General features: G+C 62.2%; 15 protein-coding genes. 3 read left to right on the forward strand and 12 right to left on the reverse strand.

Annotation, left to right across the window (positions count from 1 at the left end; all coding sequences use genetic code 11):
• Window positions 1-173: 173 nt before the first annotated feature.
• Window positions 174-1400: a multidrug effflux MFS transporter gene (locus MK745_RS06760; RefSeq protein WP_243612522.1), complete on the reverse strand. Its 1227-nt coding sequence runs from the start codon at window positions 1398-1400 to the stop codon at window positions 174-176.
• A complete protein-coding gene (locus tag MK745_RS06765; protein WP_243612523.1) occupies window positions 1390-3336 on the reverse strand; it encodes an AsmA family protein in 1947 nt (648 codons plus the stop codon). Before MK745_RS06765 ends, MK745_RS06760 begins: the two co-directional genes overlap by 11 nt.
• Window positions 3337-3450: 114 nt before the next feature.
• Between MK745_RS06765 and rimO the strand changes: the two genes are divergently transcribed.
• On the forward strand, window positions 3451-4848 hold the full coding sequence (rimO, locus tag MK745_RS06770; protein WP_243612524.1) for a 30S ribosomal protein S12 methylthiotransferase RimO: 1398 nt from the start codon (window positions 3451-3453) through the stop codon (window positions 4846-4848).
• Window positions 4849-5095: 247 nt separating this feature from the next.
• Here the strand turns inward: rimO and MK745_RS06775 are convergent, their stop codons facing one another.
• The 9 genes from MK745_RS06775 to MK745_RS06815 form a co-directional block, all read right to left on the reverse strand.
• A complete protein-coding gene (locus MK745_RS06775) occupies window positions 5096-5677 on the reverse strand; it encodes a type IV secretion system protein (RefSeq protein ID WP_243612525.1) in 582 nt (193 codons plus the stop codon).
• Between the two features lie 122 nt (window positions 5678-5799).
• Window positions 5800-6162 carry a diacylglycerol kinase gene (locus MK745_RS06780; protein ID WP_243612526.1) on the reverse strand — a complete coding sequence of 121 codons (363 nt, stop codon included), beginning with the start codon at window positions 6160-6162 and terminating at the stop codon, window positions 5800-5802.
• 51 nt (window positions 6163-6213) lie between these two features.
• A complete protein-coding gene (locus MK745_RS06785) occupies window positions 6214-6561 on the reverse strand; it encodes a diacylglycerol kinase (RefSeq protein WP_243612527.1) in 348 nt (115 codons plus the stop codon).
• 54 nt (window positions 6562-6615) lie between these two features.
• Window positions 6616-6873 (reverse strand): DUF6455 family protein, encoded by a 258-nt coding sequence (locus MK745_RS06790; RefSeq protein ID WP_243612528.1) that lies wholly within the window; start codon window positions 6871-6873, stop codon window positions 6616-6618.
• Between the two features lie 15 nt (window positions 6874-6888).
• The gene (locus MK745_RS06795; protein ID WP_243612529.1) at window positions 6889-7167 is read right to left on the reverse strand and encodes a DUF6455 family protein; all 279 of its coding nucleotides are present in this window, start codon (window positions 7165-7167) and stop codon (window positions 6889-6891) included.
• Window positions 7164-7442 carry a DUF6455 family protein gene (locus MK745_RS06800; protein WP_243612530.1) on the reverse strand — a complete coding sequence of 93 codons (279 nt, stop codon included), beginning with the start codon at window positions 7440-7442 and terminating at the stop codon, window positions 7164-7166. Before MK745_RS06800 ends, MK745_RS06795 begins: the two co-directional genes overlap by 4 nt.
• The gene (locus MK745_RS06805; RefSeq protein ID WP_243612531.1) at window positions 7439-7702 is read right to left on the reverse strand and encodes a DUF6455 family protein; all 264 of its coding nucleotides are present in this window, start codon (window positions 7700-7702) and stop codon (window positions 7439-7441) included. Before MK745_RS06805 ends, MK745_RS06800 begins: the two co-directional genes overlap by 4 nt.
• A gap of 100 nt (window positions 7703-7802) precedes the next feature.
• Complete coding sequence (locus tag MK745_RS06810; protein WP_243612532.1) at window positions 7803-8159, reverse strand: YigZ family protein; 357 nt, start codon at window positions 8157-8159, stop codon at window positions 7803-7805.
• A gap of 5 nt (window positions 8160-8164) precedes the next feature.
• Window positions 8165-8866 carry a M48 family metalloprotease gene (locus MK745_RS06815; RefSeq protein ID WP_279391757.1) on the reverse strand — a complete coding sequence of 234 codons (702 nt, stop codon included), beginning with the start codon at window positions 8864-8866 and terminating at the stop codon, window positions 8165-8167.
• A 314-nt stretch (window positions 8867-9180) separates the two neighbouring features.
• Here MK745_RS06815 and MK745_RS06820 point away from each other — a divergent pair, with 314 nt between their 5' ends.
• On the forward strand, window positions 9181-9804 hold the full coding sequence (locus tag MK745_RS06820; protein ID WP_243612533.1) for a hypothetical protein: 624 nt from the start codon (window positions 9181-9183) through the stop codon (window positions 9802-9804).
• On the opposite strand, the gene MK745_RS06825 is transcribed toward MK745_RS06820, so the two are convergent.
• Entirely contained in the window at window positions 9801-10226 is a 426-nt protein-coding gene (locus tag MK745_RS06825) for a helix-turn-helix domain-containing protein (RefSeq protein WP_243612534.1), read from the reverse strand. The two genes, MK745_RS06820 and MK745_RS06825, sit on opposite strands and share 4 nt — an antisense overlap.
• A 68-nt stretch (window positions 10227-10294) precedes the next feature.
• On the opposite strand from MK745_RS06825, the gene MK745_RS06830 reads away from it, so the two are divergent.
• Window positions 10295-11716 carry an MFS transporter gene (locus MK745_RS06830; protein ID WP_243612535.1) on the forward strand — a complete coding sequence of 474 codons (1422 nt, stop codon included), beginning with the start codon at window positions 10295-10297 and terminating at the stop codon, window positions 11714-11716.
• Window position 11717 lies beyond the last annotated feature (1 nt).

The raw sequence follows: 11717 nt of genomic DNA on the forward strand, positions 1-11717 counted from the left end.
CCTTTGCAAGAGCCGCGCGCGGATGGGATGATTTGCCTCTTCGTTCAACCGGCCGCGCCGCGGCGGTTGAACATGATGAACGCCCCGCCACTTATGTGGACAGGGGGTAATACACGGTGGTGATGAGGCGCGTGTGTGTCATGGCGTCGGGATCGCACGAGGGCCGCGCCCTGTCAAGCCGAGGCGTCCGCCCTAGGCGGCCCCTCCCGCAGGTCGATCCGGCGCACGTAGAGCGACGCCGCCAACCCAAGAAGCGCCGAGCCAAGCATGATCGCGAGAAGCAGCCAGAGACCGTTTGCCTCCGTCAGAACGCTGGTGGTGAGCGTCGTCAGCGCCGCGCCGCCCACAACCATGAGCGCCCCCGCCAGCCCCGAGGCACTCCCCGCCAAATGCGGGCGCACCGACATCGTGCCGGCATTGGCCGAAGGCAGCGTCAGCCCGTTGCCAAGCCCGACACACATGACCGAGCCGAAATAGGTCCAGACTGTCACCACGTCGAGCGCCACAAGCGCAAGCCCTACGAGCAGCCCACAGCACGCCACGACCCGGCCAAGGATCATCATCGTTGTCAGGCCATAGCGTGTCGCAAGCCGCCCCGAGAGGAAATTGCCAAAGGCGAATCCCCCGGTGATCGAGCCGATCCCGATCCCGACCTGCGCGGGACCAAGGCCAAAGGCGCTCTTGCCGACAAAGGCCGCGCCGGTGATGAACGCATAAAACGCCCCGACCGAGAACGCGACGCAGAGCGCATAACCCCAAAACCGGCGTGAGCGGAGCAGGTCGGGATAGGCCCGAAACTGCGCCGCAAAGGTCGCCGAGGGACTGGCGTTTGTCTCGCCAAGGTCGCGCCAGACAAGGATAAAAAGCGCCACGCCTAAGAGGGTGAACACGGCGAAATTCGCGCGCCAGCCAAAGATCTCATCCAGAAATCCGCCGAACCCCGGCCCAAGCATCGGAGCAAGCGCCATAACCATGCCGATCTGGCCAAGCATCGCCGCCGCCTCCCGGTCGCTCACCATGTCGCGCACCACCGCGCGGCTGATCGCCGTGCCACCGATGACCGCCGCCTGCAAAAGGCGGAACCCGAGGAAGACCCAGATATCCTGCGCCAGCCAGCACCCAAGCGACGCGCCCGCAAAAAGCGCCATCGCGACTAGCAACACCGGCCGCCGCCCATAGCGATCCGAAAGCGGGCCAAGGATAATCTGCAAGACACCGGTCACAAGCAGATAGCCCGCCACGGCAAGGTTCACGACCGCATACTCAACGCCAAAATCCTCCGCCATGTGCTGCAACGAAGGCAGGAACATGTTGAGCGTCAGGATCGAGACCCCCGTGAGGATGATAAGCGTGGCAAGGTGCGGTGGCCCGCGCCTCGCCGCTTCTGAATCAATCGCCACCGAGCAGGCTCTTTAGCTTGTCTTTGACCTCGTCTTCGACTTTTTGCTTGATCGCATCCTCGGTCGACTGGCCTTCTTGCGTGTCGATCGTGCCGATCTTCTCCTCAAGCTTCGCCTTGGCCTTGGACTTAAGCTCTTCGCGCACTTCGTCCTTCTTCTCTTCGAGATCGACCTCGATATCGCGGCCAAAGGCCTTGTCGAGACGCGGGATGATCTTGGGATTGTCCCAGCTGCCCTTGATCTCGACCGGCACGGCAAGCCCGTCCTCGGCCTCGTTCTTGATCTGCGGCGTGAAGAGGTAATTGATCGTGCGTGCCCCGATGCCAATCGTGCCCGCGCCCTTGGCGATCACATGCGGCAGGTCGAGAAGCAGGTCATTGTTCGTCATCACCCCGCTTGTCAGGGTCCAGCTCGCCGAAAGGGAATCGAAAACCGTTGTCCCGCTCGCCCCCGGCTGCCCGCGCAGCAGACGATCAAGGTCGATGCCTGAAATCTTGCCCTGCCCGATATCGAAAGACCCCGACCCCGAAAGCGAATTCATGATCGCATGGACCGAATTGCCCGAGGCAAGGATCTGGCTCTTCATCGTGCCAACGCCCGACATGCGATCAATGCCGGCCATATCCGTAAGCAAAGTCTTCAACTCAAGCCCCGTCACCGTGATATCGCTGCTGACCGAAAGCCCGCTACGGTTGTTGGCGACCATCTGACCGCTCGCCACACCGTCAAACATGTGCAACTCGCGCAAACTTACGACCGCGCGGGAATTATCGATGGCGATCCCGACGCGCGTGCGCCCAAGCACCATGTCGCCAAGATCAATGCTCTCTGCGGCAAGGGAAATATCCCCGTCGATGATGCCAAGCCCCGACGCGTCAATCGGCGCCTTGGACCAACCACCGCCCGAAGACGTATCACCGCCCCCGCCTCCGCCACCCTGCAACGCCGCAAGGGTCATCGCACCGCCGGCGATCCGCGCATTGACGCGCGGGCGCGGCCCGTCCATCGACACATCCGCCTCGACACTGACCGTATTGCCAAGCGCCGTGGCCGTGCCTTCCCGGAGTGCGATCTTGCCGTCCTTGGTATAGGTCACATTGCCCGCAAAGACCGCCTTCCCGGCGATTCCCGCCTCACCAAGGCCAAGCGCCGCCATAAAGGCATTGGGGTTCGGCACATCCGCCTCCACGCGTCCCGCCGCCTGCGGGTCCATCCCGGCGCGCCCGTCAAAGGCCACGCTTGCCCCCGCCGCCGCCACATTGGCGCGCAACGTGGAAATCTCGCCGCCAAGGAACCCTTCAAGGTTGTCGATCACCGCCGCGATCTCGACCGCCTCCTCCGCGGGTCGCAGCGTCAGGTCAACCTCCGCAGGCCCCGCCCGGTCCGGCCAGACAAGGGTCGCGTCCACGTCCTTGATGTCGAAACTCTCGCCCCCCTGATCGAGATAGCGCAGCCGCGCATCACGCACCGCAAGGCTCTCAAGGACAAGACCGCCCATCGCGCCGCCGCCTTCCGTCGTCGCCGTGGTCGCCTCGCCCGCCTCAGCCCCTTCCGGGAACAGGTCCCAGTTCGCCGTGCCATCCGCCTGCACCTCGAGAAGGACATCCGGCGCGTTAAGGTCGATCTGCGTGATGCGGATCGTCCCCCCGATAAGGCTCATCGCATCAACCCCGATCTGCGCACTCTCGGCGCGGAACATCGGCCCATTGTCGGACCATTCCGCATTGGCAAAGCGCACCGGCCCGGTCTTGACGCCGAGGATCGGATACCAACTGATCCCCACATCGCCCTCAAACACCAACTCGCGCCCGGTCTGCGAGCGCACCTGATCCGCCGCAATCTTGGCAATCTTCTCGCCCGGCAGCAGCACCAACAAGGCCACCAGCCCCAGCACAACCACCACGACAACCATCAAAAGAATACGGATCAAACGCATCGGACCACCCTCGGCAATAGACTCTAGGCCCAGCCTACGCCCGCCCCCCGCGCCCCGCAACGGGGAAGATCAACCCGTATTCCCAAACCCGCGCCCATCGCCTATAGAGCGCGCATGTCAAGCAATCCGCCCGACCTCCGCCCCGATCTCGCGCGTGCCCGCGTCACCGAAACCAACCGTCCCGGCCAGCCGACCATCGGCATGGTCTCCTTGGGCTGTCCCAAGGCGTTGGTCGATAGCGAGCGTATCCTGACCCGCCTGCGGGCCGAGGGCTACGGGATATCGCCCGACTATTCCGGCGCGGATGCCGTCATCGTCAACACCTGCGGCTTTCTTGATTCCGCCAAGGCCGAGAGTCTTGAAGCCATTGGCGAGGCGCTCAATGAGAACGGCAAAGTGATCGTCACAGGCTGTCTCGGCGCGGAACCCGACTATATCACCGGCGCGCACCCCAAGGTTCTCGCCGTCACCGGACCGCACCAATACGAACAGGTCCTCGACGCCGTGCATTCCGCCGTGCCGCCCGATCCGAACCCGTTTGTCGATCTCCTGCCCGCCTCCGGCGTCTCGCTCACGCCGCGCCATTTCAGCTACCTGAAGATTTCCGAGGGCTGCAACCACGCCTGCAAGTTCTGCATCATCCCCGATATGCGCGGCAAACTCGCCTCCCGCCCGGCCCACGCCATCCTGCGCGAGGCGGAAAAGCTCGTAGAGAACGGCGTGAAGGAACTCCTCGTCATCTCGCAGGACACCTCCGCCTATGGGCTCGACCGCAAGTACTCCACCCACCCGTGGAAAGACCGCGAAGTGCGCAGCCATATCACCGACCTCTCCCGCGAGTTGGGCCAGCTCGGAGCATGGGTGCGCCTGCACTACGTCTACCCCTACCCCCATGTGCGCGACCTGATCCCGCTCATGGCCGAGGGCCTCATCCTGCCCTATCTCGACATCCCCTTCCAACATAGCCACCCCGATACGCTCAAACGCATGGCCCGCCCCGCCGCCGGTGCCAAGACGCTCGACGAGATCGCCAAGTGGCGCGAAACCTGCCCCGACATCACCCTCCGGTCGACCTTCATCGTCGGCTATCCCGGCGAGACCGAGGCGGAATTCAAACACCTCCTCGACTGGATGGACGAAGCGCAACTCGACCGGGTGGGATGTTTCCAATACGAAAACGTCGACGGCGCCCGCTCCAACGCGCTGCCCGATCACGTGCCCGAGGAGGTCAAACAAGACCGCTGGGACCGCTTCATGGAAAAGGCCCAAGCCATCTCCGAGGCCAAACTCGCCGCCAAGGTGGGCAAGGTCATGGACGTGATCGTCGACGACATCGACGAAGACGGCATCGCCACCTGCCGCACCAAGGCCGACGCCCCCGAGATCGACGGCAACCTGTTTATTGATGAGGGGACGGAAGGGCTGTCGGTCGGCGAGATCGTCTCGGTCGAGGTCGATGAAGCCGGGGAATATGATCTTTGGGGAGAGATTAGAACTCAGCTTCGCCGATAACATCCAACACGGCATATGCATCTGGCGTTAGCGAAGAATAGTATTGCGATCCTGTGCGACGTTCTAACACCAGGTTTTTACGCATGAGGCTCGAAACAGCTGCTTCGTACTCGACCCTCGCCCGTTCTAGATTTGCAACCGTGCGAACATTCCCCTGCAACCAGTCAAGAAAGAACGTTCTAGCCTCTGAATCTAGCCGTGTAAAATAGTTCGCGTTCCTAGTGCTATGCGTCCACCTTTTCTTGGCTTAAATCTGAAGAACAATTCTCTCACACTCATCTAGACCTTCGACCCTACTGGCTACCTTTGGGAAAGCTACCTCATCAGAGCTGTAGTCCTTAGCTTCCTTGATTTCTCGAAATTCATCGATAGCTTTTTTTAGTTCATCTCTGGTCTTAGGATCTTCGATTGTTTCTTCGATCTCTTGATTGATTTGCGCTTCTCGAAGCAGTTTTTCAGCATATATCTCTTTCTCCCTGTTGCGCTCTTCTGCCCAAGCGTTTTTCTTTTTGAGCCGTCGATGGGAAAATTCATCGTCGCGTGTTCTAGTGCGGCTCACTGGCTCACTAACAACGCGATGTGCCCAATCATTGATAAATGGCAACCCTAAAGAAAGTGCAAACCCGATTAGCATAGGAAGGAAAGCCAGCGTCAATAAACTCGTATTTTCATCAAAGTAGTTGAACTTCGTAACTACTCGCACATCAGCAAAAGCAACAAAGAACAGAGCCTTCCAGTTGACAAATATGAAGGCGATAGCGATGGACCCCAAGACATTACTCTTAACTCTCGCACCCCAAGCTTCATATAATTCTTTCAAATATTCCATGCGATATCTCTCTGGCTTTGGGAAAGCAAAACACCCTTTCGTAGTCCAAGTCCAGCGCCCTGGGGGGCGGGGTCGGGCGCGATGCATGATGCCCAGCATCATGCGTTCATGTGGATAGGGCGCTACGGACCCACCAACCCCACAATCACCACAACCCAAGCCACTCCCGCCGCAATCGCCGTGACCGCGACCGCCGCGCTTCCGGCGTCCTTGGCTTGTCCCGCCAAAGGGTGCTTATCGAGCGAGATATGATCCACGGCCCGCTCCAACGCCGTGTTGAACAACTCCGCCGCCAGCACCAAAACGCCCAGCGCCAGGATCAACGCCCGCTCCGCGACGCCAAGCGGCAACCAAAGCGCAAACCCGGCAGACACCACATTCGCCCAAACCCATGTGCGAAACGAATGCTCATGTCTCCATGCATCGACACAGCCGCGCCACGACCACACAAGCCGCCACTTCAGACGTTTCAGGAAATACAACATGGACTCCTCCGGGCCAAAATTTTGCCCCGATCCCCCATGCAAATCAAGGATTTAGAAGATAAGCGCCACGATCCACGCCACGCCCGTGGCCAGCGCCGTGAGCATCACCGCCGCGCTCGCCGTGTCCTTGGCTTGCCCCGCCAGCGGGTGCTGCTCCGTCGAGGTATGATCGACGGCGCGTTCCACCGCCGTGTTGATCAACTCCACCACCATCACCAAAAGGCCAAGCGCGAGGATCACCGCGCGTTCGCCCCCCGTGAGCGGCAGGACGAACGCCAGCACCGCCGAGACGACATTGCAATAGCCCCAGGCGCGAAAGGAATATTCCTCGCGCCAGCAATGCAGAAACCCGGCGACACTCCACCGGGTCCGTTCAATCGTGCGCGTGATGAAATACATGCAGCCCTCCGTAACGGGCCGAGCATGCCGCGCCCGCGCTCTCGATGCAACCGCTCAGGACTCTGCGGCGAGATCCTCGAGAAACCCCTTGTTGAGGCAATAATCCGGCGCGTGATCGGCATGGGCATGGCCCTGCTGCCAGCCCTGACATTCGCCGGTCTTCTGACAATGCGTGCAGTTCAGCACCGCGCTGCGATAGCGCGCCGCGAGATCGGGATGGGCCTCGAACGCCTCGGCCCAATCCACGCCAAGCTTGTCCGACATCCCCGAGACCAAATCGGCATGTTGGCCGAATTTCTGAAATAGGTTCATTGTATCTTCTCCGTTTCAGGCCCTTCCGGCCGCATCCTTCAATCTGTCGAATAGCTTTGCGTGCGGGCATCCCTCGGGGGCGTGATCTGCCCTCCCCGCCTGATGCGCGAGCCAGTATTCGCAATCCGCCACATGGGTGCAGCGGCGGCAATTTGTGACGAGGTCGGCATAGCCCTTCTGCGTCAGGTGCCCCTCGGCCATCGCCTCGCTGAGCGAAAGCCCCATGACCCGCGCCACGCTCCGCGTCATCCAGAAATGCCGGGCCGGATCGCCCAGCGGCTCTACCTTGCTCATGGCTCCACCTCCTCAAGCGCCTCCTTCAGGCGAAGGAACCGCTCCCGGTTGATACAGGCTCCCGGCGCGGCCCCGTCCTGTGCGGTCTCCTCGGCCGCAAGCCACCGCTTGCAGCCCTCGGTCCAATCACAACCTCGGCAGCTCTGCACCATCTCGGCCCAATCCGCATTGCTGAGGTCCGCCCGCGCCATCGCGGCGACAAGATCGGTCTCGGTCGCCTGCGCCATGCGCTGCACAAGCCAGAAATGGGAATTCGTGTCGCCAAGTGGTTTCATGCGCTGTCTCCTGCGAGCCGGGTCATCAGGGCGCGGTTGCGGCAATAGACCGGCGGTGCCTCGGCCCGTGCCTCCTCGCGGTCGAGCCAATGCGCGCAATCCTCGGGGTTCGCACAAGCCACGCAGCGCAGAACCGCCTCCGACACCTCGTCAAATGTCATGCTTCCGGTAAGCACCGCCGCTTCGAGATCAATGCCAAGCCGATCCGCAACGCGATCCATGAGCGCGGCGTGGTGGCGTAGGGTGGATTGGTCTGTCATGGGTGGCGTCCCGGTTTGAAATCGAGTCAGAGGCTAACACGCCCGCGCCCTGCGCCCATTGACCTGCGTCAACCGCCAAAGGGCGCCCTGATGACCTCGATCAAGCCGCCCGCGCCTCGAGATAGGCCCGCACACAGTCCTGCACCCGCCGGAACCGATCGCCGCCAAGCTTCACGCCCCCATACCAACGCGTCACCACGACCACATGATCGTGCAGCCCTTCGCGTTCAAGCATGCGCAGGATGACCATTCCCGCGCCGCTCTCGCCATCGTCGCCCTTGAGCGGCGTGCCATCCGACAGAAGCACGGCCCAGGTGTTATGCGTGGCCTTGGCAAACTTCTTGTCCCGCTTGAGCGTCTTGAGGAAGGCATCCGCCTCCTTCCGGCTCGCCACGGGGCCGCCCGAGACCGCATATTTCGATCCCCGGTCGCTTAGGACATTGGCAAGCTGCAACATGGCCGTCAGAGTCCCGCCGCTGTCTCGCGCACCACATCGATCCGAAGCGCGTTCGGCGGGTGTGTGCCAAGGAACGCATTGCCCGGATCGGGGATACGCCGGAAATATTCGGCCCCGCGCACCGGATCATAACCCGCCTGATGCGCGATCACCGTTCCCATTCGGTCCGCCTCGATCTCGTAATCCTTGGAATACGCCCGCGACCCGACCGTCGCCCCGATATCCAAGGCGGAATCGACCGTCTCGGCACTCGCCCCCGCCAGCGTGGCAAGAACGCCCACAACCACAGCCCCGGTCACGGTATCGCGTTGCTTGCGCCCGAGATGCCCCTCGATGTGATGCGCCGCCTCATGCGACATGACAAAGCCAAGCTCGTCATCATTGCGCGCCCCCGCGATCAGCGCGGCGGTAAAGACGATCTGCGGCCGCCCTGCCCGGTCAAGACTCTGATAGGCATTGGCCGGTGCATCCGCCCGCGGATCGACGCGAATGTTGAAATCGCAATTGCTCCCCGCCGGAAGTCTGTCCCGGCAATAACGCTCTGCAACCGGTTCGACCCGTCGCTGCACGGGCAAGAGCCGCGCCTCTGCCCGACTCACGCTATTGGAAGGGGCAGGCTTGGACACAGCCTGCGGTGCAGGTTCCACACAGCCGACAAGGACAAAAGCCGCACTGACGGCCAAGGCGGTTTGAACGATCTTACGCAATGGGGCACCCAATGTTTGGTGATGATCTTCTAGCCCGGAACTTAGGAAGGCGCGGCGCAAGGGTCCAGTGGGAAACCGGTGCCGCACTGACCTGTGCGCAAACCTGCGCAACGCCGATCACAACCCCAAGGCCCTGAGGCGCGGTTAGGCCCCTCCCCGACAATTTGCAACCATCTGACCCGCACCACATACAATGGTTGATTAGTACACCTTTGATCTATACCTTTTAATGTGTTGGGTGTTTTCCTGATTCTTTTGCATGGTTCTTAAGTGTTGGTAAATCAAGAATACGCTTGTCTTGAGGGTTGGCCGTTTTGAGGAGAGTCACCTTCTCCACTTCGACCGGTGTCGTGCAGTCCGTGTTCCAATCCCCGGACCATACGACCAAGATAAACGCCGCCCTTGCCCCATCTTCAAGCGACCCCAGTATTCTTGAGCCTTCAGGGAACACCCAACACCTCCCCGACGCAGACCCTGCCGGTTTCGGCTTCGGGCACGTGATCACGGCGGTTTGGATCAACGAAACCTACGTCGGGCATTTCGATCACGACCGCCGCAAGGCGTATTTCAACCTGACCGGGCTTGACCTGCCGCCCACCGACCGAACGCATACGCTCCTGCGCCACGCGCTGCATGTCATATTGGGTGTCTTCGCGATCACCGCAATTGGCCTTCTCTTTAGCAGCCAGGTTCTTCTCGGTATTCTATTCCTATTCTTCTATTGCGCTTGGGGCTGTGGCGCGCTCTTGCTCGAAGCCCGCAGGACACACCGCCTGCACGCACGGGTTCTTCGCCTTTGCATGGCGGAAGGCCACCGTCTCTCCCCCGAGCGGTATGCAGCACAGGCCCCGCTCGACAAGACAACGCCCCCCAAACAGGCCCAGCGCCCCGCCGCAGTGTCCCAAGAACACGCCCTGTTGTCGGTACGCGCCTCTTAGCGCCGGGTGCTTTCGGCTGACCGCTTGGCCGTGCTGCGCGCCGCGAATTCCATGAGACGCTTGAACTTCGGGCAATCCATATGGGTCTCCGCCGGGCACTCCGCGACATGACGAAGCGCATCGCGCAACCGCGTGAGGCCACGAATCTGCTGGTCCAACGCATCCGCCCGCAGGTGTAGCTCTGCACGCGGCAGTTGCGGCGTACCGTCCTTGGCAAACATGCCCTTGATGTCCTCAAGCGAGAACCCCGCCATCTTCCCAAGCGAGATCAGCGCAAGCTGCGTCACGACCGGCGCATCGAATTGCCGTCGCAACCCGTGCCGTCCGACCGATTGAATAAGCCCGACCTCCTCGTAATAGCGTAGCGTCGAAGACGGCAGACCGCTTTGCTCTGCGACCGTTCCAATGTCGAGAAGTTTCATGCTTGACCTCAAGTTGACTTCAAGTGGCAGGGTACATCCTCAATGCCATTCCACGCAAGAGGAACCCCATGAGCACCCCCGAGAACGCCCACACCCCTCTCTCCGTCCTGAGCACGCTCACGGCCGCAACGCTGACCGCATCGCTCGGCATAAGCATCGCCTCGGTCCTGCTGCCCACCCTCGCACGCGACTTCACCGCCTCGATGTCGGACGCGCAGTGGATCGTGCTCGCCTACCTGATGTCCATGACCATCGCCATCGTCTCGGCTGGCCGACTGGGCGACCTGTTCGGCCATCGCCGCATGCTGATCGCAGGTCTTCTGCTGTTCCTCGCCGCATCGGTTCTCTGCGCCCTCGCGCCAAGCCTGACGGTCCTTCTCTTGGGGCGGACGGCGCAGGGGCTCGGCGGCGCAATCCTCATTGCCCTGCCCATGTCGCTGGCCCGTGATGCCGTTCCCGCCGAACGGCTTGGCTCGGCGATGGGCTTGTTGGGCACGACATCGGCGCTCGGAACCGCGCTCGGGCCGTCTCTCGGCGGTTTGCTCCTGACATGGGGGGATTGGCGCATGGCGTTCTGGCTCCTTGCCGGGGTGGCGGCGGTAACGCTGGCCCTCGCCATCGGCGTGATCGCACGCGACCCCAAACGCGCGCCCGTCGCGCTCGGCGAACTCGATCTGCCAGGAAGCCTCGTGCTGATGTTGGCTCTCGCCGCCTATGCCCTTGCAACAAGCGGCGGCGCCCAAGGCCTTTCGGTCTCGCCGACCCTCCTCATCCCCGCCGCCATTGCCGCCTTCGCGCTCTTCGTGATCGTTGAAACCCGCGCCCGCGCACCGCTCGTCCCCATGGCCTTGCTGCACGACCGGGCCACCGGCCTCGGCTTTGCGATGAACCTCGCCATCGGCACGGTGATGATGTCGACGCTGGTCGTCGGCCCTTTCTTCCTCGCCTTCTCGTTGGGCCTGAGCGAGGCGCAGGTCGGCCTCGTGCTGGCAGTCGGGCCCGCCGTCGCCGCGGCGGCCGGCATTCCGGCCGGGCGGCTCACGGATCGGCTCGGCGCACGGCGGGTGATGATCTTGGGCCTCGTGCAGACCATCCTTGGGCTTCTGGCTCTGGCAATCTTGCCAAGGGTCTTCGGCGTCTACGGCTATATCGCCGCGCTCATCGCTCTGACGCCTGCGTTCCAGATGTTCCTCGCCGCCAACAACACCGCCGTCATGTCCGGCGCCTCGATGGCACAACGCGGCCGCCTCTCTGGCTTGCTCGGTCTATCGCGCAACCTTGGCCTGATGACCGGGGCTTCCGCCATGTCGTCTCTGTTCGTCGCCGTCCTCGGCACTGGCGACGTGACACATGCCCCCGCGCAGCAGATCGCCCATGCCTTCTCGATGACCTTTGGCTGCGCAGCCCTGCTCGCCCTGTTCACTCTGGCCCTCGCCAGCCTAAGTCACCTCGGAGAGCGCCCCGCCGCCGCGCCTCGGCAAACCCACTGAG

The sequence above is a fragment of the Shimia aestuarii genome, from assembly GCF_022814865.1.
GTDB lineage: Bacteria > Pseudomonadota > Alphaproteobacteria > Rhodobacterales > Rhodobacteraceae > Shimia > Shimia aestuarii_A.

What these genes read in the sequence shown, in the direction of transcription:
- MK745_RS06765 (WP_243612523.1), bottom strand. Translation starts at nt 3,336, where the DNA reads ATGCGTTTGATCCGTATTCTTTTGATGGTTGTCGTGGTGGTTGTGCTG.
- rimO (WP_243612524.1), top strand. Translation starts at nt 3,451, where the DNA reads ATGTCAAGCAATCCGCCCGACCTCCGCCCCGATCTCGCGCGTGCCCGC.
- MK745_RS06775 (WP_243612525.1), bottom strand. Translation starts at nt 5,677, where the DNA reads ATGGAATATTTGAAAGAATTATATGAAGCTTGGGGTGCGAGAGTTAAG.
- MK745_RS06780 (WP_243612526.1), bottom strand. Translation starts at nt 6,162, where the DNA reads ATGTTGTATTTCCTGAAACGTCTGAAGTGGCGGCTTGTGTGGTCGTGG.
- MK745_RS06785 (WP_243612527.1), bottom strand. Translation starts at nt 6,561, where the DNA reads ATGTATTTCATCACGCGCACGATTGAACGGACCCGGTGGAGTGTCGCC.
- MK745_RS06790 (WP_243612528.1), bottom strand. Translation starts at nt 6,873, where the DNA reads ATGAACCTATTTCAGAAATTCGGCCAACATGCCGATTTGGTCTCGGGG.
- MK745_RS06795 (WP_243612529.1), bottom strand. Translation starts at nt 7,167, where the DNA reads ATGAGCAAGGTAGAGCCGCTGGGCGATCCGGCCCGGCATTTCTGGATG.
- MK745_RS06800 (WP_243612530.1), bottom strand. Translation starts at nt 7,442, where the DNA reads ATGAAACCACTTGGCGACACGAATTCCCATTTCTGGCTTGTGCAGCGC.
- MK745_RS06805 (WP_243612531.1), bottom strand. Translation starts at nt 7,702, where the DNA reads ATGACAGACCAATCCACCCTACGCCACCACGCCGCGCTCATGGATCGC.
- MK745_RS06810 (WP_243612532.1), bottom strand. Translation starts at nt 8,159, where the DNA reads ATGTTGCAGCTTGCCAATGTCCTAAGCGACCGGGGATCGAAATATGCG.
- MK745_RS06825 (WP_243612534.1), bottom strand. Translation starts at nt 10,226, where the DNA reads ATGAAACTTCTCGACATTGGAACGGTCGCAGAGCAAAGCGGTCTGCCG.
- MK745_RS06830 (WP_243612535.1), top strand. Translation starts at nt 10,295, where the DNA reads ATGAGCACCCCCGAGAACGCCCACACCCCTCTCTCCGTCCTGAGCACG.